The sequence below is a fragment of the Formosa bonchosmolovskayae genome (assembly GCF_051016085.1).
Lineage (GTDB): Bacteria > Bacteroidota > Bacteroidia > Flavobacteriales > Flavobacteriaceae > Formosa.
In genome coordinates this window covers 1,291,234-1,316,952 of sequence record NZ_CP174605.1, presented here as the reverse complement: position 1 = coordinate 1,316,952, position 25,719 = coordinate 1,291,234, and the positions used below count along the sequence as shown (strand labels likewise).

25 protein-coding genes are annotated in these 25,719 nt (G+C 35.2%); 15 read left to right on the top strand and 10 right to left on the bottom strand.

From position 1 onward, the window contains the following. Positions 1-4: 4 nt before the first annotated feature. The 4 genes from ACKC83_RS05490 to ACKC83_RS05475 all read right to left on the bottom strand — a co-directional run bounded on the left by ACKC83_RS05490 (position 5) and on the right by ACKC83_RS05475 (position 3,735). On the bottom strand, positions 5-1,363 hold the full coding sequence (locus ACKC83_RS05490; protein WP_434037308.1) for an MATE family efflux transporter: 1,359 nt from the start codon (positions 1,361-1,363) through the stop codon (positions 5-7). Between the two features lie 2 nt (positions 1,364-1,365). After that, the gene (gene hemH, locus ACKC83_RS05485; protein ID WP_414035778.1) at positions 1,366-2,397 is read right to left on the bottom strand and encodes a ferrochelatase; all 1,032 of its coding nucleotides are present in this window, start codon (positions 2,395-2,397) and stop codon (positions 1,366-1,368) included. 113 nt (positions 2,398-2,510) lie between these two features. After that, positions 2,511-2,669 carry a hypothetical protein gene (locus ACKC83_RS05480; RefSeq protein WP_414035779.1) on the bottom strand — a complete coding sequence of 53 codons (159 nt, stop codon included), beginning with the start codon at positions 2,667-2,669 and terminating at the stop codon, positions 2,511-2,513. 184 nt (positions 2,670-2,853) lie between these two features. Beyond that, positions 2,854-3,735: a helix-turn-helix transcriptional regulator gene (locus ACKC83_RS05475; protein ID WP_414035780.1), complete on the bottom strand. Its 882-nt coding sequence runs from the start codon at positions 3,733-3,735 to the stop codon at positions 2,854-2,856. 208 nt (positions 3,736-3,943) lie between these two features. Here ACKC83_RS05475 and hemA point away from each other — a divergent pair, with 208 nt between their 5' ends. From hemA to ACKC83_RS05400, 15 genes are all read left to right on the top strand, one after another. Then, positions 3,944-5,203, top strand: coding sequence for a glutamyl-tRNA reductase (gene hemA / locus ACKC83_RS05470; protein ID WP_414035781.1), 1,260 nt, complete (start codon positions 3,944-3,946; stop codon positions 5,201-5,203). Next, positions 5,196-6,110, top strand: a complete 915-nt coding sequence (gene hemC / locus ACKC83_RS05465; RefSeq protein WP_434037307.1) for a hydroxymethylbilane synthase — start codon at positions 5,196-5,198, stop codon at positions 6,108-6,110. Before hemA ends, hemC begins: the two co-directional genes overlap by 8 nt. A gap of 15 nt (positions 6,111-6,125) precedes the next feature. Next, positions 6,126-7,868, top strand: coding sequence for a TrkH family potassium uptake protein (locus ACKC83_RS05460; protein ID WP_434037306.1), 1,743 nt, complete (start codon positions 6,126-6,128; stop codon positions 7,866-7,868). A gap of 11 nt (positions 7,869-7,879) precedes the next feature. Further along, positions 7,880-8,566, top strand: coding sequence for a potassium channel family protein (locus tag ACKC83_RS05455; RefSeq protein WP_414035784.1), 687 nt, complete (start codon positions 7,880-7,882; stop codon positions 8,564-8,566). 2 nt (positions 8,567-8,568) lie between these two features. Beyond that, a complete protein-coding gene (locus ACKC83_RS05450) occupies positions 8,569-9,225 on the top strand; it encodes a uroporphyrinogen-III synthase (RefSeq protein ID WP_434037305.1) in 657 nt (218 codons plus the stop codon). Then, a complete protein-coding gene (gene hemE, locus ACKC83_RS05445; RefSeq protein WP_038532663.1) occupies positions 9,222-10,244 on the top strand; it encodes a uroporphyrinogen decarboxylase in 1,023 nt (340 codons plus the stop codon). The genes ACKC83_RS05450 and hemE overlap by 4 nt, the downstream gene beginning before the upstream one ends. Before the next feature lie 3 nt (positions 10,245-10,247). Then, the gene (locus tag ACKC83_RS05440; RefSeq protein WP_434037304.1) at positions 10,248-10,778 is read left to right on the top strand and encodes a GNAT family N-acetyltransferase; all 531 of its coding nucleotides are present in this window, start codon (positions 10,248-10,250) and stop codon (positions 10,776-10,778) included. Next, a complete protein-coding gene (gene hemF, locus ACKC83_RS05435; protein WP_434037303.1) occupies positions 10,768-11,670 on the top strand; it encodes an oxygen-dependent coproporphyrinogen oxidase in 903 nt (300 codons plus the stop codon). The genes ACKC83_RS05440 and hemF overlap by 11 nt, the downstream gene beginning before the upstream one ends. A gap of 108 nt (positions 11,671-11,778) precedes the next feature. Beyond that, positions 11,779-12,789: a DUF4421 domain-containing protein gene (locus ACKC83_RS05430; protein ID WP_434037302.1), complete on the top strand. Its 1,011-nt coding sequence runs from the start codon at positions 11,779-11,781 to the stop codon at positions 12,787-12,789. A 2-nt stretch (positions 12,790-12,791) separates the two neighbouring features. Next, a complete protein-coding gene (hemB, locus tag ACKC83_RS05425; protein WP_434037301.1) occupies positions 12,792-13,781 on the top strand; it encodes a porphobilinogen synthase in 990 nt (329 codons plus the stop codon). A 26-nt stretch (positions 13,782-13,807) separates the two neighbouring features. Then, entirely contained in the window at positions 13,808-14,893 is a 1,086-nt protein-coding gene (locus ACKC83_RS05420; RefSeq protein WP_414035790.1) for a CNNM domain-containing protein, read from the top strand. Further along, the gene (locus ACKC83_RS05415; protein WP_434037300.1) at positions 14,893-15,366 is read left to right on the top strand and encodes a methylated-DNA--[protein]-cysteine S-methyltransferase; all 474 of its coding nucleotides are present in this window, start codon (positions 14,893-14,895) and stop codon (positions 15,364-15,366) included. The genes ACKC83_RS05420 and ACKC83_RS05415 overlap by 1 nt, the downstream gene beginning before the upstream one ends. A 32-nt stretch (positions 15,367-15,398) precedes the next feature. After that, entirely contained in the window at positions 15,399-16,550 is a 1,152-nt protein-coding gene (locus tag ACKC83_RS05410; RefSeq protein WP_434037299.1) for a serine hydrolase domain-containing protein, read from the top strand. Continuing rightward, the gene (locus ACKC83_RS05405) at positions 16,547-17,257 is read left to right on the top strand and encodes a 3'-5' exonuclease (protein WP_434037298.1); all 711 of its coding nucleotides are present in this window, start codon (positions 16,547-16,549) and stop codon (positions 17,255-17,257) included. Before ACKC83_RS05410 ends, ACKC83_RS05405 begins: the two co-directional genes overlap by 4 nt. Beyond that, entirely contained in the window at positions 17,258-18,934 is a 1,677-nt protein-coding gene (locus tag ACKC83_RS05400; RefSeq protein ID WP_434037297.1) for an ABC transporter ATP-binding protein, read from the top strand. It begins immediately after the preceding gene. A 286-nt stretch (positions 18,935-19,220) separates the two neighbouring features. Here ACKC83_RS05400 and ACKC83_RS05395 read toward each other — a convergent pair whose 3' ends face one another. The 6 genes from ACKC83_RS05395 to ricT form a co-directional block, all read right to left on the bottom strand. After that, positions 19,221-19,874 carry a 3-oxoacid CoA-transferase subunit B gene (locus ACKC83_RS05395; protein WP_434037296.1) on the bottom strand — a complete coding sequence of 218 codons (654 nt, stop codon included), beginning with the start codon at positions 19,872-19,874 and terminating at the stop codon, positions 19,221-19,223. A 93-nt stretch (positions 19,875-19,967) separates the two neighbouring features. After that, a complete protein-coding gene (locus ACKC83_RS05390; protein ID WP_434037295.1) occupies positions 19,968-20,324 on the bottom strand; it encodes a four helix bundle protein in 357 nt (118 codons plus the stop codon). A 65-nt stretch (positions 20,325-20,389) separates the two neighbouring features. Beyond that, entirely contained in the window at positions 20,390-21,088 is a 699-nt protein-coding gene (locus ACKC83_RS05385; protein ID WP_434037294.1) for a CoA transferase subunit A, read from the bottom strand. A gap of 194 nt (positions 21,089-21,282) precedes the next feature. Further along, complete coding sequence (locus tag ACKC83_RS05380) at positions 21,283-23,607, bottom strand: penicillin-binding protein 1A (RefSeq protein ID WP_434037293.1); 2,325 nt, start codon at positions 23,605-23,607, stop codon at positions 21,283-21,285. Further along, the gene (locus ACKC83_RS05375) at positions 23,608-24,105 is read right to left on the bottom strand and encodes a gliding motility lipoprotein GldH (protein WP_414035799.1); all 498 of its coding nucleotides are present in this window, start codon (positions 24,103-24,105) and stop codon (positions 23,608-23,610) included. It lies immediately after the preceding gene. Next, positions 24,092-25,585 (bottom strand): regulatory iron-sulfur-containing complex subunit RicT, encoded by a 1,494-nt coding sequence (gene ricT / locus ACKC83_RS05370; protein WP_434037292.1) that lies wholly within the window; start codon positions 25,583-25,585, stop codon positions 24,092-24,094. Before ricT ends, ACKC83_RS05375 begins: the two co-directional genes overlap by 14 nt. Positions 25,586-25,719: the final 134 nt, after the last annotated feature.

Below are 25,719 nucleotides of genomic sequence, written 5' to 3'. Positions count from 1 at the left end.
CGGATTAAGCGGTTGTACTCTTATTAATTAGATCTGTTTTTATTTCTCGGTTTAAAAAATACCCGGTTACTACAGTAGCCAAGACATCGGAAATTGGAAACGACATCCATACGCCCAACTCGCCATAAAATTCAGGTAGAATTAAAATTAAAGGTATAAAGAAAAACCCCTGACGAGTAAGCGTTAACAATAATGCAGGCCTGGCCTTCCCAATAGCCTGAAAATATGCCGCTCCAATTAACTGCAAAGCAATAATAGGCGTCGCCGCGAAAACCCAACGCATAGCAGCTGGTGTTTCTTTTAAGACTTCTGCATCTTGGGTAAACATTTTAGTAATTGTTTCTGGAAACGTCATGAGTAAGATAAAAACAATAGTTGCTAAAACTGCCGCATATTTAATAGCGATATTGATAGATTCTCGCACTCTATCGTACTGCTTTGCCCCATAATTATATCCTGCAATAGGAAGAAAACCTTGCGTTACTCCAAATACAGGAAATAAAGCAAACATAAGCATACGACCTACAATCGCATAAGCTGTTACCGAGACCTCGCCTCCTAGACGAAATAATATATTATTCATAAATAAATAAGTAACACTAACGACGGCCTGACGCGCAAGTGTTACAAACCCTAATGAACCTATTTCTTTGATGGTTTCCCATTTTAATATTAAATAAGACCAATCTATTTTTAATGAAGAATTATCAGACAAAAAATACCAAAGCACAAAAAGAAAACCCACGAGATTAGATCCCGTAGTCGCCCAAGCGGCTCCAGCCATACCCATATCGAAAGTATGGATTAATAAATAATCGAAAACAAGATTCCCCACAGACGGAATCATCATGGAATACATGGCGAATTTCGGATTTCCTTCTGATCGCATAACGTTGTTACCCATCATCGAGAATCCTAGAAACGGCACCCCATACATTACAATATTATAATATGTTTTTGCCGGATCAAAAATATCACCTTTTCCTCCGAAAGCTAAAATAATTTCATCGTTAAAAAATAAGCCTAGAAAAACAAAGGCGGTAATTAAAAGAAGAGTTAATGATATTTGATTACCAAAAGTAGCCAGCGCTTTTTCCTTATTCCCTGCTCCTAAAGCTCGTGAAATAATAGAAGACCCCCCAATACCAATGGACATTCCTAAGGCAGCAATAAAAAAGGAAACAGGCAAAACTATATTTATCGCTGCAATCGCTATAGATCCAATCCAGTTTCCTACAAAAATGGTATCTACAAGAACATTTAGAGACATAACCAAAATCCCTATAGATGCGGGCACAGACTGCTTAATTAAAAGCTGACTAATGGGTTTTATTCCTAAATCGACAGAAACCTTTTCTTTCATTGTTATGCTTTGACTGAATTATCTGCCCAATTGTTGATCCATGTTCCTAACAATGCAGACCACTCAGCGTCGTCGTTTAAGCAAGGTACTGTAGTGAATTCTTTTCCACCAACTTCATGAAAAAGCTCCTGACCTTCCATAGCTATCTCCTCTAAAGTTTCTAAACAATCACTTACAAAAGCAGGCGTAATTATCGCCATGTTTTTGGTGCCTTCTAAACCTAATCTTTCAATAGTTCTATCGGTGTAAGGCTGTAACCATGGATCAAAACCTAATCGAGATTGAAACGATGTCGAAAATGCACCTTCTTCCAATCCAAGTTGTTCTGCAACCAAGCGTGTTACTTCTAAACACTGGTGTTTGTAGCAAAATTCGTGAGCTTTTGAAGGCGTTACGCAACAAGAACCATCTATTTTACAATGCGATTTTGTGACATCACTTTTTTTAATGTGACGTTCTGGAACACCGTGATAGGAGAACAGTACATGATCGTAAGTTTTCCCTTCTAAATGGCGTTTTACAGATGCACTAAGCACCGATATATAATCTGGCTTATTATAAAATGCCGGTAAATGATCTATTTTTATGTTTGGAAAATATTTTTGACGTAATTCTTCAGCCAAAACTAAAATGGTTTCGGTAGTAGCCATTGCAAACTGCGGATATAAAGGAATTAAGAATACCTCATCTACACCTTGATCTACCAATTCTTGAAGGCCTTTTTTAATAGTCATCGATCCATAACGCATCGCTAAGGCTACGGGATATTTAACTTCCTGTTGCACTTTCGCTGCTAATCGTTCCGAGATAACAATTAACGGAGACCCTTCGTCCCACCATATTTTTTTATAAGCGGCTGCCGAAGCTTTAGGTCTTGTTTTTAAGATAATACCTTTAACAAGAGCCAACCTAGCTAATTGAGGAATATCTATGACACGCTCGTCCATTAGAAATTCTCCTAAATATTTTTTTACATCTTCTGGACTAGGGCTATCCGGAGACCCTAGATTAACAAGTAAAACACCTTTCTTCATATTACAAAAGTACAATAGAAATTAAGATCATACTATATTCTAATCATAGTATTATCTTATTTACTATTCAATCAAATCGATAATGTCTTCTGCAATAAATCAAAAAATATTACTTATTTCTTCTGCTTAGTTTTAGGTGGCTGATTATGAGTAGGACTTGACGTCTTTACATTATATTCTTGAAAAATGCCACATGACACCCCTGGCCTTACTAACGATTTAGTATTTGAATCTTTAGACCATGCTTCAATTTCTGGAGATAAATATTTCATAACATCTGATTTTAAACACATTATAAAGATAAATAGAAACTTTTTAAGTAAACGTTAAGAGCACGTTATAATCGTAATAAGAAGACATTTAGAAATGTGCTCCATTTTAAATAAAAGATAATATAAGTAATCTAGATATTTTACGATCTATTAACGTAAAACTAGAACATAATATGTTTAAGAATTAAATAGACTGTAAGTATTTTTTAGGCGTTGTACCATACTTCTTTTTAAACGCTGCAATAAAATGACTTGAAGTGCTATACCCCACTTTTAAACCAACTTCATTAACATTTAAACCACCGGTTTCCAGCAACTTCCTAGCTTCTTCCATTTTGTAGTCGAATAAAAAACTAAATACTGAATCACCATAAATCTGCTTAAAACCTTCCTTTAATTTTTTTAGTGTTAAACCAATTTCGTCTGCTAGTTCTTGTAGACTTGGTGGCTCGGCCATTCTAGAAACGATAATATCTTTCGCTTTTCTAATTTTAATCACGTTAGTTTCGTCTACTAAAAAAGGGCATTGTTCTACATTTGTATCTTCACTCCTATTAAAGTACAAGCTTAGCAACTCGTAGGCCTTACCTTTAAAATAAAGATTTTTAATAGATTCATTTAAATTGTAATGCATCATTTGCGTAAGTACAATGGCCATAGACGGCGATATTTTTCCGTCTTTATAATATTTCTTGTCTTTATTATCGCTACTTAAAAAAGTAATATAATCTGCTTCCTGAGAAAACAAGCCATGAAATTCTTTTATCGAAATTAAAACAGTAACTAACCAAGAGTTTGGGTTTACTTCTAAATGAATAGGTAAATCTTGTTGCGGATTATAGAGAAGCAATGAATTTTCTTCGCATATATTTAAAGTATAACTGCCCTTATTAAATTTAAAAGCAGATGCGCCTTTTAAACAAAAATGAAATTGAATGATACTACTATCGATAGCTTTCTCTACAACCTGAACCTCAAGCCCCTCATTTTGATAAGTTAACACAGAAAAACCTTGATCAATAATTGTTTCCTTTAAAGTTCCTACAGCGATATTTTTCTCTTCCATTTCTTTCAAAATTTATTGTGTTTTATTTAGATTGACTCTAAACTAATAGCTACAATAACGTTGTAACCCCTACAAAAGTATAACATTTATTAGTTTTGAATGGTATTTTGAACTAAAAAACCCGAAACGACACTAAAAGTTCTTTCAGCGTTACTTTTTTACAATTACGCTCTATACATTTGTCCTGAATTTCCAACGAATATAATAAATGAATCAAAATCACGGATCTAGAGGCACTTACTTTTATGCCATTGGATTAAGTTACAAAAAGGCAGACGCTGAGATTAGAGGACATTTTAGTCTTGATGATACAGCAAAATTAAATCTTCTAAACCAAGCTAAAGCGAATGGTATAGAAAGCTTAATTGTAACTTCTACTTGTAACAGAACCGAGATTTATGGTTTTGCAGAACATCCATACCAACTTATTAAATTATTATGCGATAATACAAAAGGGACGGTAGAAGAGTTTCAAGATGTAGCATACGTTTACAAAAGTAGCGAAGCAATCTCTCATATGTTTCGTGTAGGTTCTGGATTAGACAGTCAGATTCTTGGAGATTTCGAAATTATTAGTCAGTTAAAGAAAAGTGCTAGCTTATCTAAAAAGTTAGGATTATTAAATACTTTCTTAGAGCGTTTAATTACTATGGTTACTCAAGCAAGTAAGCGTATTAAAAACGAAACTGAAATTTCTTCGGGAGCAACATCTGTGTCTTTTGCATCTGTACAGTACATTTTAAATAATGTTTCTGAAATTTCTAACAAAAACATTTTACTATTCGGAACTGGTAAAATTGGTAGAAATACTTGCGAAAATTTAGTTAAACATACTAAAAACGAGCAAATCACTTTAATTAACAGAACAAAAGACAAAGCAGAACGTATTGCAGGAAAATTTAATCTTTTGGTTAAAGATTATTCTAATTTACAAGAAGAAATAAATAATTCTGATGTGTTAGTGGTTGCAACGGGAGCACAAAATCCTACCGTAGACAAACACTTAATACAAACTAAAAAGCCGTTATTAATTTTAGATTTATCGATACCAAAAAATGTACATGAAAATGTAAGCGAATTGGAAGGTGTAACACTTATACACTTAGATCATTTATCGCAGATTACCGACGAAACTTTAGAAAAGAGAAAAACACACATTCCTGTTGCCGAAATTATTATTGAGGATGTTAAAAAAGAATTTAACAGCTGGTTAGAAACACGAAAATTTGCACCAACAATAAAAGCTTTAAAGAATAAATTATTAGATTTTAAGTTGGCTGAATTAGATGTGCAACGTAAAAAAATATCTGATTTTAACGAAGCACAAGCTGAATTGATAAGCAATAATATTATTCAGAAAATAACAAATCATTTCGCGCATCACTTAAAGGACGAGGACTTTTCAACAAACGAAAGTCTTGAACTTATAAAAAAAGTGTTTCAATTAGAAACATCATCAAATGCATAAAACTATTCGCATTGGCACAAGAGACAGTAAATTGGCTCTTTGGCAAGCAAACACTGTCCAAAAACGTCTTGAAGATCTTGGGTATAAAACAGAAATTGTTGCTGTAAAATCTACTGGCGATCTTATTTTAGATAAACCTTTATACGAATTAGGAATTACAGGTATCTTTACTAAAACCTTAGATGTTGCCATGTTAAACGGCACGGTAGATATTGCTGTACATTCCATGAAAGATGTTCCCACCTTATTACCAAAAGGCATTATACAAACAGCTGTTTTAGAACGCGCCAATGTAAACGATATTTTAGTGCACAAAGGTTTAGATTTTTTAAATGCCGAAGGTACTATTGCAACGGGAAGTTTGAGACGAAAAGCGCAATGGCTTAACAGATACCCAAATCATAAAGTTGAAGATTTAAGAGGAAACGTGATTACACGGCTTCAAAAATTAGAAGATAATTCATGGAATGCCGCTGTGTTTGCTAAAGCCGGTTTAGAGCGTATAAATGTACTACCAAAACACTACACCGAACTAGACTGGATGGTCCCTGCTCCTGCTCAAGGTGCTATGGTTGTAGTAACTTTAGAAAAGGATAAAGACATTACAGAGGCTGTTTCTAAATTAAATGACACACCTACAGATATTTGCACACACGTAGAACGTGAATTTTTACGTATATTAGAAGCTGGCTGTACGGCACCAATTGGTGGTATTGCAACGATTACAAATGATACTATTGCTTTTACAGGTATTTTACTCGCTTTAGATGGAAGTAAAAAACTAAGTGTAACCAAAACCGAGATGCTTTCCAATTATAAAGGATTCGGAAAACGATGTGCTTTAGAAATCATTGAAAATGGAGGAAAAGAATTGATGGATTCAATTAAAAAGGAAATGAATTCGTAAAAAACTCAAAAAATAATGAAAATTAAAACGTTGCAAAATCTATATCGTTTTACAGATATTCTCATTTTATTTTTTTTAATTTTCGATTTCGGATTCAGTGTAAACGAAGAGTACAAACCATTTAGAATTCCTATTTACTCGACCATTACCTCGCTAATAATTACCTTTAATTTTATTAAACTTTTTCGGTATCCCAAAAGTGATCCCATTAGAAAAACCATAAGATTTAACATTGCAATATTAGTCACTACACTTATTGCTGCGTTTACGGTATACTATTTAAACAGTCATTTACCACCTGTAGAACAACTAATGAGACCCAAAATTATCTTTGAACTAGGGTTGTTCTTTTACCTCTTAATGCGCCTAACATTTTTTATAAAATACATTTATAAAATCTATTTTAACCCCGCTATATTATTTGTTGGGAGTTTTTTTATTTTAGTCCTTATCGGTTCCTTATTACTCATGCTTCCTAACGTTACCTTTAATGGCATTTCATTTGTCGATGCTTTATTTACTTCTACAAGTGCGATTTGTGTTACAGGACTAGCTGTTCTCGATACAGGTAAAGACTTCACCCAATTAGGACAAACTGTAATTATTATTTTAATTCAAATTGGAGGTTTAGGGATACTAACATTCACCTCGTTTTTCGCTTATTTCTTTAAGGAAAACTCTTCGTTTAGAGAAAGTATGTATATGAAAGATTATACCTCTACAGAAAACTTACAAGATGTATTTAAAATCGCCGCTCAAATCGTAGGTTTCACTTTAGGAATAGAACTGTTAGGAGCTGTATTTATCTATATGTCTATTGATACCATAAGCACGATAGAAAATAAAGTGTTTTTCTCTATTTTTCATTCAATCTCAGCTTTTTGTAATGCGGGATTCTCGACCTCATCGGCAAGTTTTTACGAGCCTACGTTGCGTTACGATTATTCGCTACAATGGGTTCTTATGCTACTTATAATTATTGGAGGTATAGGTTATAGCTTTATATTTAATTCGTTCTCGTATTTAAAACGAAGCTTTTTAAACCTATTCAGAACCAAAAACAAAGTATCTACAACCGTTCGAGTAATTACATTAAACTCTAAAATTACACTGGTAACCACTAGCATATTATTAGCCGTAGGATTTATATTTTTCTATTTTGCCGAAGCGAATTATAGTTTGCAAGACCACGATTCTGCTTTTGGAAAAATTACCACAGCGATGTTCTCTTCGGTCACACCTAGAACTGCAGGTTTTAACACGGTAGATTACGCCCATGTTGCAACGCCATCGCTATTAGTCGTTATATTCTTAATGTGGATTGGAGCCTCTCCAGGATCTACCGGTGGAGGAATAAAAACCAGTACATTTGCAATTGCAACTTTAAATATATTCGCTACAGCAAGAGGAAAGAAACGTATAGAAATTAATACCAGAGAAATCTCTAGTAACACCGTAAACCGTGCTTTTTCTATTATTTCCATCTCGTTAATAACTATAGGAACAGCCATACTCTTACTCTTGTTTTTTGAGCCAGAAAAGGATTTATTAGCCATTGCCTTCGAGTGTTTTTCTGCTTATAGTACTTCAGGTTTAAGTATAAATCTAACACCTACTTTAAGCGAACCTAGCAAATATGTACTTATTGCGGTTATGTTTGTAGGACGAATAGGACTGTTAAACTTGCTCTTTGGAATGTTAGGGCAGGTAGAACAAAAATTTTATCAATATCCACAAGAAAATATTTTAATCAACTAAGATATAATTAAATGAAAATCATCATTTTTGGTCTCGGAAATTTCGGAATGTCTCTAGCTCTTAGCCTGACAGAAACAGGCAATGAGGTGGTTGGAATTGACAAAAACATGGACAAAGTAAATATTGTAAAAGATAAAATTGCCCACAGTATTTGTTTAGACTCTACCAACGAACTAGCTTATCAGGCGCTTCCTATTAAACAAACCGATATTGCTGTTGTTGCTATTGGAGAAAACGAAGGTGCTGCAATTATTACCACTGCTATCTTAAAAAAACTAACAACTGCAAAAGTTATTAGTCGTTCGCTATCGCCCATTCACGACACAGTGTTACAAGCTATGGGTATAACATCTATAGTACACCCGGAACAAGAAGCCGCTCTTAAATTAACCAATAAAATTAATCTTAAAAATATAGTTGATAGTTTTAAAATCGATGAAAAATATTCAATTTCAGAAATAAAAACACCTATCGAGTTTGTCGGAAAGTCTATTTCAGATTTAGCAATTAGATCTAAACACAAGCTAAACATAGTCACTATTCTTAGAAAAAAAGAAAAAGTAAATATTATCGGAAACAAAACTGTAATTAAAGAAGTTATCGGAATACCAGGTGCTGATACCATAATTCAAGAAAATGATATTTTGGTAGTTTTTGGTTTGGATGACGATATTTCTAAAATTTGCCACAAACATTAACAATGCCAATTAAATCAATATTATCAACCAAAACGCTTCATAAAGATTATAAGGCGTTACTTACTAAGGCTAACATTCCCGTTACAGAATATAACGCCATCACTATTGATTACGTCGATTTTGATTCTGAGATGATTGTGGAGAACGCAATTATTACAAGTCAGAATGCAGCTAAAGCCGTTATCGATAATAAAGTGGTTATAAGAAACTGCTTTTGCGTTGGCGAAAAAACAATGGCGTTTCTTGAAGAACACGGCCAGAACGTTTCTAAAATGAAGTTATATGCCGTAGATTTAGCAAATTATATTGTAAAATATCATAAAAACGACATGTTTACTTTTTTCTGCGGAAACCTAAGGCAAGACGCGTTACCAGATGCTTTGCAAAAAAATAATATTGACCTAAAAGAAATTATCGTGTATAAAACAACACCTACGCCTCAAAAAATTGAAGGTGAGTTTGATGCGATTTTATTTTATAGTCCTAGTGGCGTTGCAAGTTACCTATCGGAAAACAGCATAACAAATCAAGTGGCTTTCTGCATAGGAACTACAACGGCTTCTGCATTACAAGAACATACTAAAAACATAGTAATACCTTCGAGTCCTACTATAGAAAACTTACTACAAAGTGTAGTTAAATACTCAAAAAAATCATGATTAAAAACGATTTATACTTAAGAGCTTTAAAAGGAGAAACTGTAGAACGTCCTCCCGTTTGGATGATGCGTCAAGCAGGACGCTACCTTCCAGAATTTATTGCTATCCGCGAAAAATACGATTTCTTTACGCGTTGTCGCACACCTGAATTGGCGAGTGAAATTACAGTTCAACCTATCCGTAGATATGGTATGGATGCTGCTATTTTATTCAGTGACATATTAGTGATTCCGCAAGCGATGAATATCGAGGTAGAAATGAAACCTAATTTTGGTCCGTATTTACCAAATCCTGTTCGCGACCAAAGAGGTGTAGATAACGTGATTGTTCCCGATGTAAATATCGAGCTAGACTACGTTATGCAAGCCATTAAAGCGACTAAAGAATTATTAAACAACGACATTCCATTAATAGGTTTTGCGGGTTCTCCATGGACTATTTTATGTTACGTCGTGCAAGGACAAGGCAGTAAAAATTTCGATAAAGCCAAAGAATTTTGTTTTACAAATCCGATAGCTGCACATCAATTACTTCAAAAAATTACAGATACAACTATTGCGTATTTAAAAGCTAAAGTAGTTGCAGGAGTAGATGCTGTACAAATTTTCGATTCTTGGGGAGGTATGTTATCGCCAACAGATTATAAAGAGTTTTCTTGGCAATATATCGACCAAATTATTGAAGCTTTAAAAGACGATGCACCAGTAATTGCATTTGGTAAAGGGTGTTGGTTTGCACTTGGAGACATGGCTAAAAGTAATGCCGCGGCATTGGGAATAGACTGGACATGTTCTGCCCAAAACGCACGTTACTTAACAGGAGGAAACATTACACTTCAAGGAAACTTCGATCCGTCAAGATTATTATCGCCTCCTTCAGAAATTAAGAAAATGGTACACCAAATGATTAACGAATTTGGTAAAGACAAATACATTGTAAATCTTGGTCACGGTATCTTACCTAACATTCCGTTAGACAATGCCAAAGCCTTTATAGACGCAGTAAAAGAGTACAAATAGAACATGGATAAATCGTTTTACATTGCTAATCTAGAAGTATCTGATGCGCCACATCTTCATAAATTTATGATGGCTAATGTAAAGCGATTTGTACCCTATTTACCTTATACCCTCGCAAAAAATTTAAAGGTTGAAGCGTCTAAAGAATACATTATCGCGCAACAACAAAAAAGAGAGCATAAACACGAATACACGTTTACTCTTAAAGACGTTACAACAAACGCCATCTTTGCGCTTATCATCCTAAAAGATATCGATTGGAAAAATGGCATAGGTGAATTTGCATATTGCATAGACGAACACAAGGAAAATAAAGGCATAATGTCTTCGGCAATTGCTAAATTTTCTCATTATGCATTTACGGATTTACACTTAAAAACCCTTCAAATTATTTCGCATAAAACAAATGTTGCAAGTATAAAAGTTGCTATAAACGCAGGGTTTGTTTGGACAAAAACTTTAAAAAACGAATACGCGCCGCCAAACGCACCAACTCAAGACATGGAATTATATGAATTACAGTGTGAAAGATAAATTTTATCAATACATATTAGAATTACAAGATACCATTACATCGGCTTTAGAAACTGTAGATGGAACCGCTAAATTTCAAGAAGATATTTGGAAACGCCCAGAAGGTGGAGGTGGTCGTACACGGGTCATTGAAAACGGAGCGGTTTTCGAAAAAGGTGGTGTAAATATTTCTGGAGTTCACGGCGAACTTCCTGAAAGTATGCAAAACTATTTTGGTGTTAAAGATGCCAATTTCTTTGCCTGCGGATTAAGTCTCGTACTACATCCTAAAAACCCAATGGTGCCAACCGTACATGCCAATTGGCGTTATTTTGAAATGTATGATAAAGAAGGTAATATTGTAGACCAATGGTTTGGTGGCGGACAAGATTTAACGCCTTACTATCTTTTTGAAGAGGATGCCACTCACTTCCATACCGTTTGCAAAACGGCTTGCGATAAACACGATGCCGATTTTTACAACACGTATAAAGAAAAGTGTGACAAATATTTTTGGAATGCTCACAGACATGAAGCCCGAGGTATAGGCGGTTTATTTTACGATTATTGTAAAGCCACCGACGCTATGTCTATGGAAAACTGGTACGATTTCACCACCGAAGTGGCCAATAGTTTCCTTGAAAGCTACGTGCCTATTGCCGAAAAGCGAAAAGATTTACCTTTTACTGAAACACAACGCAACTGGCAAGAAATCCGTCGTGGGCGTTATGTAGAATTCAATTTAGTACACGATAAAGGCACATTATTCGGACTTAAAACAAATGGCCGTATAGAAAGTATTTTAATGAGTTTACCACCGCATGTGCAATGGGTTTATAATCATACTCCCGAAACAGGTAGTGAAGAAGAAAAATTAATAACTGTTTTAAAACATCCTGTAAAATGGATTTAAGCCGACACGATTATTTTGTTGCGACCTTTCTGTCTTGAATATGAGTACACTCTTATTAATTTTATTTTCAACCATTCTTAAATATAGAAGACTATTAACACCCTATTTATGCCATTAAAAAATTTTAAAATACTTCTTTTAATTTTTCTAATTTCATATGTCGGGCTATCTCAAAACAAAGAATTAAAAGACTCGATTAACAGTACCCCAAACGCGTATGTTCATTTTTATAAAAACAGATTAATCACGCGTATTTACTATGTTAACACATCGAACTCGTTAACTGTAAACCATGAAAATTCGGGTAAAAGTTTAGATTTTAATGCAAATAAACAATCTCGAATTGGAGCAAGTATAGCATTTAGAAAACTTGCCATTTCATACTCTTACGCACCAGAATTTATTAGTACAAACAAAAACAACCAAAGCTCGAAATTATTCAATTTAAACTTAAGAGGCTTTTACAAAAGACGTTGGATGCAAACCATAAAAGTTTATAATGAAAAAGGCTTTTATGCAAAAAATGGAGGCCAAAGCATCTACCTACCAAATACAGAATCTTTCAAAATTGGAGGTTCTACATCTTATATTTTTAACGACAATTTCTCATACAGAGCGCTAGCTTCTCAAAACGAAAGACAACTTAAAAATGCAGGAAGTTTTATTCCAGGAGTGACGTATTACTATTCTAATTATCATTTAGATACAGAGGGTAAACTAGACGAAAACAACCTTAAACAAAAATTTAATTCTTACGACTTACTATTCTCGCCTTCCTATTTTTACAATTACGTTCCTAATAAAAATTTACTAATTTCTGCAGGTACTACCCTTGGTTTAGGCTTGAATTATTCAACCTCCGAAAACAACAATATTACCACTCTAGTTACAGAATTAGGCTTTAGCGGAACCGTTACATATGATTTAACAAATCTTTATATAGGCTCACATTTTAATTACTTAATTTTAAAGCATAATACAAATCGGTCGTTATATGTAAAAGACGACGTTCCTTATTTTCAGTTTTTTGTAGGTTACCGCTTTAGGGCGTCAAAAAAACTTGTGAAAACTGCCGAAGATTTCAATGAAAAAATAACACCAATAATTCCAAATATATAATCATGTTCCCTATCAAAAGAAACAGACGTTTAAGAACCAATGAAGCTATTCGTTCTTTAGTTCGTGAAACCATTATCTCTCCAAACGATTTTCTAGTACCACTTTTTGTGGTAGAAGGTAAAGGTGTAAAAGACGAGATTCCGTCTATGCCAAACTACTTCAGGTTAAGCTTAGATTTGCTAGAAAAAGAAGTTAAAGAATTATGGGCTTTAGGTTTAAAATCGGTTTTACTTTTTGTTAAAGTAGACGATAATTTAAAAGACAATAAAGGTACCGAAGCTATAAACCCAAACGGATTGATGCAACGTGCTATTAAAACAGTTAAAAACGCCTGTCCGGGCATGTTGGTTATGACCGATGTAGCTTTAGACCCATACTCTTCTTACGGACACGATGGTATTGTATCAAATGGTGTTATACTTAACGACGAATCTTCGGATATTCTCGCAGAAATGGCGTTAAGTCATGCCGTAGCGGGTTCAGATTTTATTGCGCCTAGTGATATGAACGACGGAAGAACTTTAAAAATTCGTCAGTTACTAGAACAAGAAGGTTTTACAAATACCGGAATTATGGCCTATACCGCAAAATATGCTTCTGCATTTTATGGTCCGTTTCGTGATGCTCTCGATTCGGCTCCAGTGGATTTAGTTGATGTGCCAAAAGACAAAAAAACATATCAAATGGATTTTGGTAACAGACTAGAAGCTGTTCGAGAAACTTTAATAGATATTGAAGAAGGTGCCGACATCGTTATGGTAAAACCAGGATTATGTTACTTAGATATTGTACGCGAAATTAAGAATGAAGTTAATGTACCTGTAGCTGTATACCAAGTTTCTGGAGAATATGCCATGCTAAAAGCCGCTTCGGAACGCGGATGGTTAGACCACGATGCCGTTATGATGGAACAAGTAACCGCCATTAAAAGAGCGGGTGGAGATATTATTGCAAGTTACTTTGCTAAGGATGTTGTGAAATTGATTTCGTAACTTAGCTAAAAATCAAATAAATCTATATGGGCGCACTTTTATTATGGGCAACAGTTTCAATCTTTTTTTCATTTTTATGTTCAATCCTCGAAGCTGTATTTTTGAGTGTAACTCCTACGTTTATAAACGTTAAAAAGAATGAAGGAAAAGAGTACGCCACAACTTTAGAAAATCTTAAAAAAGATGTCGACAAACCATTAATCGCCATCTTAACTCTTAATACCATAGCACATACTTTAGGTGCTATGATGGTTGGTATTCAAGCCGAAAGCTTGCCTTATAAATTCGAGCTTTTCGGCGTGAATACAGTAGGTATAGTTTCTGCAATCATGACTTTTTTAATTTTAGTGGTTTCAGAAATTATTCCTAAAACTATTGGTGCTAAATACTGGCAAGAATTGGCTAATTTTACATCTAAAGCACTTACTGTTTTAATCTTTCCTTTAAAATATACTGGTATTTTATGGGTGCTTCAACTTACCACAAAACTTATTGGCGGTAAAGGTCACGGTAGTGTTTTAAGTCGTGAAGATTTTCACGCCATGGCCGATATGGCTACCGAAGATGGTGTATTTCAAGAATCTGAAAGCAAGATTTTAAAGAACTTACTAACGTTTAAAGACATTCTTGCAAAAGATGTCATGACGCCTCGAACGGTAATTAAAACAGCAAACGACACGACTACGGTTCAGGATTTTTTCAAAGAAAATTCGAACATTCGTTTCTCTAGAATTCCAGTTTACACAGATACGCCAGACAACATTACAGGCCTAGTTTTAAAAGACGAAATTTTTAAAGAAATGGCGCTTGGTAATGGGAGTAAAACATTAAAAGATTTAAAACGAAACATCATTATAATTGAAAGAAACATTCCAATTCCAACCCTATTTGAACAACTTGTAGAAAGCAAAAATCATATGGCTTTAGTAGTCGATGAATATGGTTCGGTAAGCGGCATTGTTACTATGGAAGATGTTATAGAAACGCTTCTAGGACTTGAAATTATGGATGAAAGTGACCACGTAGCCAATCTGCAAGCCTTAGCTAGAAAAAGCTGGGAAGTACGTGCCAAACGTTTGGGTTTAATTAATGATACACCTGAAGAAAACTAATGGATTCTTGTGTTGTAAACTCGCCTTTGGGGTTCACACGAATTAAAGGAGACGCCGACGGCATCGTTTCCATAAACGTTTTAAATTCTGAAGAAACACCTTCCGAACACATTCCAGATGTTCTTTTAGATTGTGTAAACCAACTGCAAGACTATTTTGAGGGTAATCGCACAACCTTCAGCTTTAAGCAAAATCCAAAAGGCACAGATTTTCAGAAAAAAGTGTGGCAAGCGTTAACAAAAATTCCATACGGAAAAACACTCTCCTACCTAGAGCTTTCTAAACAACTGGGCGATGTAAAAGCCATTCGTGCTGTCGCCAATGCCAATGGGAAAAATCCGCTTTGGATTGTTGTGCCCTGCCACCGTGTTATTGGTACCGACGGAAGTTTAACGGGATATGCTGGTGGTTTGCATCGTAAGCAGTGGCTGTTAAATCATGAAAGTCCGGTTACGCAACAAACCTTATTTTAAATTATTATCTTTATTCCACTTAAATTTTCGGCATGAAATTCTTATCCAAACTTTTAAAGTTTATCGTTACTGTATGCGGTTTACTTATAGTTCTATTATACATATTCGATTACGATTACATTTTAAAAGCTGTTCGCGTAACATACGGCACAGGGCATAAAACAGCATTTCTAGAAGATTATAAAGAGTTTGACAATCGTGTTATAAAAAGTAGCTCACCTCAGCCTTGGAACATACATAAAGATTATAATAAAATGACCATTACAGACAGTTTAGAACGCACCAATATAGCCAACGGCACTATCGCGTATCTAATTATTAAAAACGATAGTATTTGGTTTGAGAAGTACTACGATGGTTTCGAAAATACATCAAAGACCAATTCTTTTTCTATGGCAAAAAGCATCATTTCTGCTATGCTTGGTAAAGCCATTATGGAAGGCAAAGTGAGAAGTTTAGACCAAAAGGTGAGTGATTTTTATCCAGAATTTAAAAACGGATTATCAGCAAATTTAACGGTGGGCGATTTATCGTCTATGGCCTCTGGATTAGATTGGGACGAGTCTTATTATTCTCCATTTTCGGTGACTACCCGTGTTTATTTCGATGAAGATTTAGCACCTGTTATTTTAAACATGAAAGGCATCGAGGCTCCTGGAAAATCGTATAAATATTTAAGCGGAAACACCCAATTGTTAGGTATGGTTCTTGAAAAAGCAACAGGCCAAAATATGTCAGGATATTTAAGCGAAGAGTTTTGGAAACCTATGGGTTTTGAAAGTGATGCGCTTTGGCAACTCGATAGCGAACAACATGGATTAGAAAAAGCATATTGTTGTATTGCCAGTAATGCACGTGATTTTGCACGCTTTGGAAAATTGTATAAAGACTATGGAAAATGGAACGGCGAACAACTTTTAGACTCAGCGTTTGTTCAAAAATCGATTACACCACGTTTTCCTGAAAGCCCAGAATATGGCTACGGTTGGTGGTTAAAAACCATAAAAGACAAACACTTTTTTATGATGCGTGGACACCTTGGGCAATACGTTATTGTAGAACCAGAAGACAATATTATAATAGTTCGCCTAGGACATAGTAAAGGTCCAAAAGGAAATGGTGAAACCTTTTCGAAAGACATTTTTGCGTATATTGAGGAAGGATATAATATGTTAGATGAATGATAAACAAGCTCAACCTTGAAGACATTTTATTTCTGGACATCGAAACCGTTCCAGAAACGCAGCATTTTTCAGAATTAAGTGAGGCCAAAAAAGAGCTGTGGAGTTTAAAATCTAAATATCAAAGAAACGAACTCTCGGCAGAAGAATTTTACGACCGTGCTGGAATTTGGGCCGAGTTTGGTATAATTGTCTGTATTTCGGTTGGGTATTTTAAAATAGACGGAGATAATAGGCAGTTTAGAACCACGTCTTTTCACGGTGAAGAAATCGAAATTCTAAAAGACTTCAAGACCCTTTTAGACACCCATTATAATCATCCCAAAAAACTATTATGCGCTCACAATGGTAAGGAATTCGATTTTCCATATATTGCTCGTCGTATGATTATCCATAACGTCCCGTTACCAGAAAAACTTAATTTATTTGGCAAGAAACCATGGGAAGTACCACATCTTGATACTTTAGAACTATGGAAGTTTGGCGATTATAAAAGCTATACGTCTTTAAAGTTACTTACCAACGTTTTAGGCATACCCTCGCCAAAAGACGATATTGACGGCAGTGAAGTATATCGCGTGTATTACAAAGAAAACGAAGTTAGCCGCATTATTGCATACTGCGAAAGAGATACCATTGCTGTTGCTCAGATTTTTTTACGTCTACGTGGCGAATCCATTTTAACCGACTACGAAATTATTCATATTTAAATGATTAAAACCCCTCTATTACACATTGAAAATCTCGCTATTTCCTTTAACGGAAACGAGGTGATTCATTCGATTTCTTATCATTTAAACGGGAATGAAATACTAGGAATTGTAGGAGAATCTGGATCTGGAAAATCGGTATCTTCCTTAGCTATTTTAGGATTGCTACCTAAAGACATATCAAAAACTACAGGTTCTATTCATTTTCAAGATAAAGATTTAACACAAATCAATCAAAAAGCATTTCAAGGAATTCGTGGTAATAAAATCGCCATGATTTTCCAAGAACCAATGAGTTCTTTAAATCCGTCAATGCGCTGTGGTGCACAGGTAGAAGAAATACTAAATGAGCACACCCAATTATCTCAAACGGAAATAAAGCAACGTGTTTTAGAGTTGTTTCAGCAAGTAAAACTACCTGAACCGGAGCGTGTTTATAAATCGTATCCGCATGAAATTTCTGGCGGACAAAAACAACGGGTTATGATTGCTATGGCTATTGCCTGCGAACCCGATATTTTAATCGCCGACGAACCTACAACCGCTTTAGATGTTACAGTTCAGAAAGAGATAATTCTATTATTAAAAGAATTACAAGCCAAAACACAAATGAGTATTATTTTTATTACTCATGACCTCGCTTTAATTTCTGAGATTGCCCATCGGGTTTTAGTAATGTACAAAGGAGATATTGTAGAGCAAGGGACTTCTGAAACTATATTTAACCACCCGCAACATATTTATACCAAAGCTTTAATAAATTCTAGACCATCTTTAGACGTACGTTTAAAAACGTTACCAACAATTCAGGATTACTTGGAAGATACCATTTCTGAAACGATAGTTACTGCTGAAGATAGAGCACTAGCGCATAAAAAATTATATAGTAGCACACCTCTACTAGAAGTTATCAATCTAGAAAAAGAATATGTTTCTAGATCAGGATTTTTTGGAAAAACAGAAACTTTTAAGGCTGTAAATAAGGTAAACTTTAAAATTTACGAAGGTGAAACTTTAGGTTTGGTAGGTGAATCGGGTTGCGGGAAATCCACCTTAGGAAATGCTATTCTCCAGCTCGATAAAGCGACTGCAGGAACTATTTTATACAGAGGTACGGATATTACGAATCTCCCTAAAAAAGCGATGAGAACACTTAGGAAGGATATTCAGATCATCTTTCAGGATCCTTATGCTTCCTTAAATCCGAGATTAACTGTTGGTCAGGCTATTTTAGAACCTATGACGGTGCACAAATTGTATAAAAACAAAGCCGAACGCAAAGCTAAAGTATTAGAGATCTTAAACCGTGTTGGACTTTCTGAAGATTATTTTAATAGATATCCGCATGAATTTTCCGGCGGACAACGTCAGCGTATAGGAATAGCCAGAACTATTGCACTACAGCCTAAATTAATTGTATGTGACGAGTCTGTATCGGCTTTAGATATTTCCGTTCAAGCTCAGGTTTTAAATCTGTTAAATGAATTGAAAGATAAATTCGGATTCACTTACATATTTATTTCTCACGATTTAGCGGTTGTAAAATATATGTCCGATCAATTGATTGTGATGAACAAAGGAAAGATTGTAGAAAAAGACGACGCAGATATTGTATATAATAATCCGAAACAAGAATATACAAAAAAACTAATTCTAGCTATTCCAAAAGGATTGTAGCTTGAATTAGTTTTTTAACTAAATACTTAAAAATTCTAACACATAACTCGAGGTTATCGTAGGCTCCATGTTTGCAACACTTCGCCCAATTTGATTCGTCAGGTAGATTTGGGGCTACATTCGTAATCGTTAGATCTTGGTAGATTTGGGGTCTATAAGTTCTAGTATTTTTGGGTACTACAAAGATGTTAAATATTTCTTATATATCGTTTAAATACACAAATTTATCGACCAAATACACTAAATTTTAACATTTACCAGTTTTTTATATTCTATTTATAGTTATTTAAACGTTCATTTCTGGAATTTCTCCTTTAATTTCTAATCGTCCTTCGGTAGCATTCTTAATGGTATCTACCGAAACACCAGGAGCACGTTCTAATAATTTAAATCCGTTTTTGGTGACTTCGAGAACAGCTAGATTGGTAACAATTTTTTTAACACACCCTACTCCAGTAAGGGGCAAACTGCAACGTTTTAACAATTTAGATTCTCCAGCTCTATTGGTATGCATCATGGCCACAATAATATTCTCGGCACTAGCGACCAAATCCATTGCGCCTCCCATACCCTTCACCATTTTACCAGGTATTTTCCAATTGGCAATATCTCCGTTTTCCGAAACCTCCATAGCACCTAAAATGGTTAAATCGACATGCTTTCCTCGAATCATTGCAAAACTAGTTGCCGAATCGAAAAAACTAGCTCCTGCTAACGTTGTTATAGTTTGTTTTCCCGCATTAATAATATCGGCATCCTCATCGCCTTCAAAAGGAAAAGGCCCCATACCTAAGACGCCGTTTTCACTCTGAAATTCAACTTGTATATCGTCACGTACATAATTAGCCACCAAAGTAGGAATCCCAATTCCTAAATTAACATAGTATCCGTCCTTAACTTCTTTTGCAATACGTTTTGCTATTCCTATTTTGTCTAACATCTATTCTAATTTGAAAATAATATAATTTGAAAATTTGAAAATTACACTCTCCTAAAATGAAACTGATTTTATATTGAATAAGTTTTTAAATTGTCATTCTGTTTTTTTACTTGTAGAAATTATTTTATTGATAATTAAAACAATAGACCTTAAATCTTTAAATAATTCCTCACTTGGGTTTGGGTAAAATTCCGACATTTTACATAAGGTTAACCAATACTCCAACTCATCTGATTCTTTAGCCGATATTTTAAACTTATGAATAAAATCCTTTTTACTTTCTGCATTCTGCGCCTCTCTAATATTGGCTCCGATTGAAGTTCCACTTCTAAAAACCTGGGACGCCATTTCGTATTTATGAATACCTCGCAATGTTTCTGAAAAACCAATTATTTTTAATGAAAAATTAAACGTAAGCGTTACAATTAAATTCTCTCTATCGTTTCTCATCTTTTAATTATTTAAGAATCACAAATGCCAGCATTTTCAAATTTTCAAAATATTAAATTGATTAATTATTTTTTTATCACTGTTCGCTGTTCAATACGCTTTTCATAATCATTACCCTGAAAAATACGTTGCACAAAAATTCCTGGGACATGAATCTGATTCGGATCTAAGGTGCCTACCGGAACCAACTCTTCAACCTCAGCAACGGTTATTTTTGCGGCGCCACACATAACTGGATTAAAATTGCGCGCCGTACCTTTAAACACAAGATTTCCAGCAGCATCACCTTTCCAAGCTTTCACGAATGAAAAATCCGCTTTAAATGCATGCTCTAACACATACATTTTTCCGTCGAACTCGCGAGTTTCCTTGCCTTTGGCCACTTCAGTACCGTAACCAGCTGGTGTATAAATAGCAGGAAAACCCGCTTGTGACGCGCGACAACGTTCGGCTAAAGTTCCTTGCGGAATTAACTCTACATCCAACTCACCACTAAGCATTTGTCTTTCAAACTCATCGTTTTCTCCTACATAAGACGAAATCATTTTCTTGATTTGTTTTTTCTGAAGTAATAAGCCCAATCCAAAATCGTCTACTCCGGCATTATTCGAAATACATGTTAATCCCTTAATTTCCTTTTTTACTAACTCGGTTATTGCATTTTCGGGAATACCACATAAACCGAAACCACCAAACATCATCGTCATATTATCGGAAACTCCATGTAAAGCATCTTCGACAGATTCTACAGTTTTTGTAATCATGTTTTTTTTGTATTTTATTCTACTTAAAAATACGAAATCAGAAGGTTTAAGCCCTATAAATTTAGAAATTAATAAAAACAACCGATATATTGTCTTATAAACACATTTGAGCTGAGAGTATAGGAAACACAAAAGCCATTCTAAAACAGTCTGCACTGGCTTAGAATGGCTTTTAAATATATATTAAAATTGACTTAGAAATCTAAATCTGACGGTACATCTACATTAGGTGTCTTATCATCATTCTCTGAAGAACTTGCATCATCATAACAGTCTACCTTAATCGTTAATTCTTCCGGAGCTTCGAACTCTGCAGTCGATATATTTAAAGCTTCATCTGCATAACAACTTTTCATATAAGACCCCCAAATTGGAAGCGCCATAGAAGCACCTTGTCCGTAGGTAATACTTTTAAAATGGACAGCTCTATCTTCTGCTCCTACCCAAACTCCTGTCACTAAATTTGGAACCATCCCCATAAACCAACCATCACTTTGGTTTTGTGTGGTTCCAGTTTTACCAGCAATAGGATTCTTTAATTCGTAAGGATATCCAGTCATAATTTCTCGATATACTGCACTCCATTTTTCAGCACCTACCGTTCTTAAACGTGTTCCCGAACCTCCTTCGGTAACACCTTCTAGTAATTTTACAGTAACATAGGCTACCTCTTCACTTAAAACATCCTTAGTTTTAGGTGTAAACTGGTATAAAATAGTGTTGTTTTTATCTTCGATACTCGTAACCATGACAGGTTCGGTATACACCCCTTGATTAGCAAAGGTGGCATAAGCCGCTACCATTTCATAAACACTTAAATCTACAGTACCTAATGCAATAGAAGGCACCTCTGGAATTTCGGTAGTCACACCTAATTTATGCGCCATATCGATAACATGTGCAGGCCCCACCTTGTCCATTAATTGCGCAGTAATTGTATTTACAGAATTTGCTAAAGCTCCTTTAAGTGTTCTTGTACCACCGTAAGTTAAACCTGAGTTTTCTGGACACCAATCTTTTAAATTTCCCCAACGACCTTCTTCTATACAATATGGTACATCCGGAAATTCGTCGCAAGGCGATAAATGCAATTGGTCTATAGCAGTTGCATACACAAAAGGTTTAAACGTAGAACCTACCTGACGCTTTCCTTGTTGCACGTGATCGTACTGGAAATGGCGATAATTCATACCTCCAACCCATGCTTTTACATGTCCGGTTTCTGGGTCCATTGACATCATACCTGGATGTAAAAACTTCTTGTAATAACGCATAGAATCTATGGGTTTCATAATTGTATCGATCTCTCCTTCCCAAGAAAACACAGTCATTGGAACAGCCACATCAAACGATGCAATAATTTCTTCGTTTGTTTTTTTAAGGTCGTATTTCATCTTTCTCCAACGCTCAGACTGACGCATAGCACGCTTCATAAGGCCATTAATTTCGTCTGTATCTAATCCTAAAAATGGAGCTGTAGGATTTCTATCTGGAGTATTCTGATGGTCAAACTCTGCTTGCAAGTTTTTCATGTGATCTTGCACGGCATCTTCTGCATACTGTTGCATGCGCGAATCGATAGTTGTATACACTTTTAGTCCATCACTATATAAGTTGTAATTTGTACCATCTGCTTTTGGATTATTTTTAATCCAGTCTTTCATGAATTTCTTTAAATACTCTCTAAAGTAAGTTGCAATACCTTCACGATGCGATTCTGGGGTGTAAGTGAATTGTAACGGTGTTTGTTGAATAGAATCCTTTACACGCTCTGTGATATAACCATATTTTTGCATCTGACTTAAGACCACATTTCTACGGTTTCTTACATCTTCAGGATACTTTCTTGGATTAAACGCTGAGGCATTTTTAAACATCCCGACCAACATCGCCGATTCTTGAATATCTAAATCTTGGGGTTGTTTACCAAAGTAGATGCTTGCAGCACTTTTTATACCATCGGCATTATTTAAAAAGTCGTAAATATTAAAATACTGAGCTATAATTTCTTCCTTGGTATACTGACGTTCTAAGCGGATAGCAATAATCCATTCTTTTATCTTTTGCCCAATACGCTCTACTATGTTTTTAGAACCTTCACCATGAAACAATTGTTTTGCAAGCTGTTGCGAAATGGTACTCGCACCACCGCCTTTACCCATTTTCACAATGGCTCTTAATGTTCCGCGACCATCAATACCTGAATGTTCAAAAAATCGAGCATCCTCGGTAGCAATTAAAGCATCCACCAAGTGCTGAGGCAAAGCTTCATAATCGACCGGAGTTCGGTTGTCGTTAAAATAAAATTTACCTAATGTCTTCCCATCTGAAGAAATAATTTCGGTTGCAAGATTTGTTTTAGGATTTTCTAAAACCGTGTGATCTGGTAGATCTCCAAATACTGAAGCTGATACAAATAGTAATATAGCAGCGATAATACCGGTAAGGAAAAGAATCCAAAACCAACGTATGTATGTACCAAAGCTTTGGCTTTTTTCAGGTTGTTTCTTTTTTGCCATCTAATTAAGTGTTGTTGGTTTTTCTATTCTGAAGCCTACATCTGTAATGCCTTCAAGGTTTATTACACCATTTACCTTGCCATTTTCTCTCATGGCATGTTGAATTTTTACTTTATACTGTCCAGATTCATTTAAAATGAAACCTTCTTTATACCATAATTTATTTTCTTTGATGCTACCTGCTCCTGCACCTAGAAATTCGCCATTAGGTTTTGCCATTTTATACTCTAAAGTATCTGTTAGACTTTTACCATGAGGAAATTCTAAATCGACTATTAAAAATAAATTACTGTATTTATAATCGTTATTATTTCTAATATTTACGAATAAATTATACGCATTTGTTGTGTCTGGGGGTGTAAAATCGAACTGAACCACATTGTCTTTATTCCAAGCTCCAGGCACCGATTTATAAGCATCAAACATATGTCCGGAATCACACGAAGCGAATACAAACAGTATGCTTAAACAAAATAAAACCGCACTACTTTTCTGCATTGGTATTCGGATTTGATTTCTGATTAGGCTTAGCATTAGGCTTTGGTCTAGGTTTTGGCTTAGACTTGGCATTTGGATTAGGCTTTGGCTTCGCGTTTGGATTAGCGTTAGCGTTTTGCGGATTCTGTTTATTTTGAGGTTTTCTCTTATTTCTATTACGACTATTTCTACTTGGTTTAGGCTTAGCTTCTCCATCTGCCGTAGTTGCATTTGGATTAGGTTTTGCATTCGGGTTTTGCTTAGCCTTTGCGTTAGGGTTTTGATTTGGGTTTGAAGGCTTTTTTCTTCTAACCGGTCTCTTTGTTGCGGGCTTTGTAGCCACACCACTATCTTTCACTTCAGCGTTTGGCGTATTTGTATTTTTATTTGTTCTGCGTCGCTTAGGTTTTTTAGGCTGATCGAAACGCGTTAAACTATCTTGACCTACAACGTTCTCAAACTCTACTTTAGTATCTTCTAATAAATCTACCGCATATTCTTCCAAACTACCAACAGGCTCATTCTTCTTATTTAAAGCAATTATTTCCTGTGCTTGCTCGGTTGTAATCTTATGCCAATTCATCCATTCCCCTTCGTAAGCATACCACATATGCCCTTTAAAAATATCTGTTTTCTGACAAACAGCGGTTCCTTTCTGAGTTTTTAGCTTCACTTCTGTTTTAGGAAATGCTTTTAAGGCATCTAAATACGTGTCTAATTCGTAATTTAAACAACATTTTAACTTTCCACATTGACCAGCTAATTTTTGCGGATTTAATGACAATTGCTGATAACGAGCAGCAGATGTACTTACCGATCTAAAATCGGTTAACCATGTAGAACAACACAACTCACGACCACAAGACCCTATACCTCCTAAACGCGCCGCTTCCTGACGGAAACCAACTTGTTTCATTTCGATACGGGTTCTAAATTCACGTGCAAAAACTTTAATTAATTCTCTAAAATCTACGCGTTCTTCTGCAGTATAATAAAACGTCGCTTTACTAGCATCTCCTTGATATTCGATATCTGAGATTTTCATATGAAGCTTTAAATCGATTGCGAATTGTCGCGCTCTAACCTTCATAGGTTCTTCTTTATCACGTGCATCAGACCAAATGTCGATATCTCGTTGCGATGCTTTTCTGTATATTTTTAAAACCTCTCCATCTTGAGGAATTTTTTTACGCTTCATTTGTACTCTCACCAACTCTCCTGTAAGCGTAACCATTCCAATATCGTGACCATTTGCAGCCTGAGTTGCTACAATATCTCCAATACTTAAGGTTAAATTTTCGGTGTTTTTATAATATTCTTTACGTCCGTTTTTAAAACGCACTTCAATCCAATTAAAAGGAGCTTCGCCGTTTGGTAGCGACATATTTGCAAGCCAATCGAAAACTGTCAGTTTGTTACAACTATCCGTTCCGCATGTCCCATTACTTTTGCAGCCTTTAGGTTGGCCGTCTTTTCCTGTTGAACAACTTTCACAAGCCATAAATTATGTATATATAGATTCTGATAATCAGCGATTAACAGAAGAGAATTAGTAAAATGAAGTCTCAAGTATTGAAACTTCTATAAACTCAGTGTTTAGGTAAACATAACCCTGAGTTTGATTTGTAAAGATAT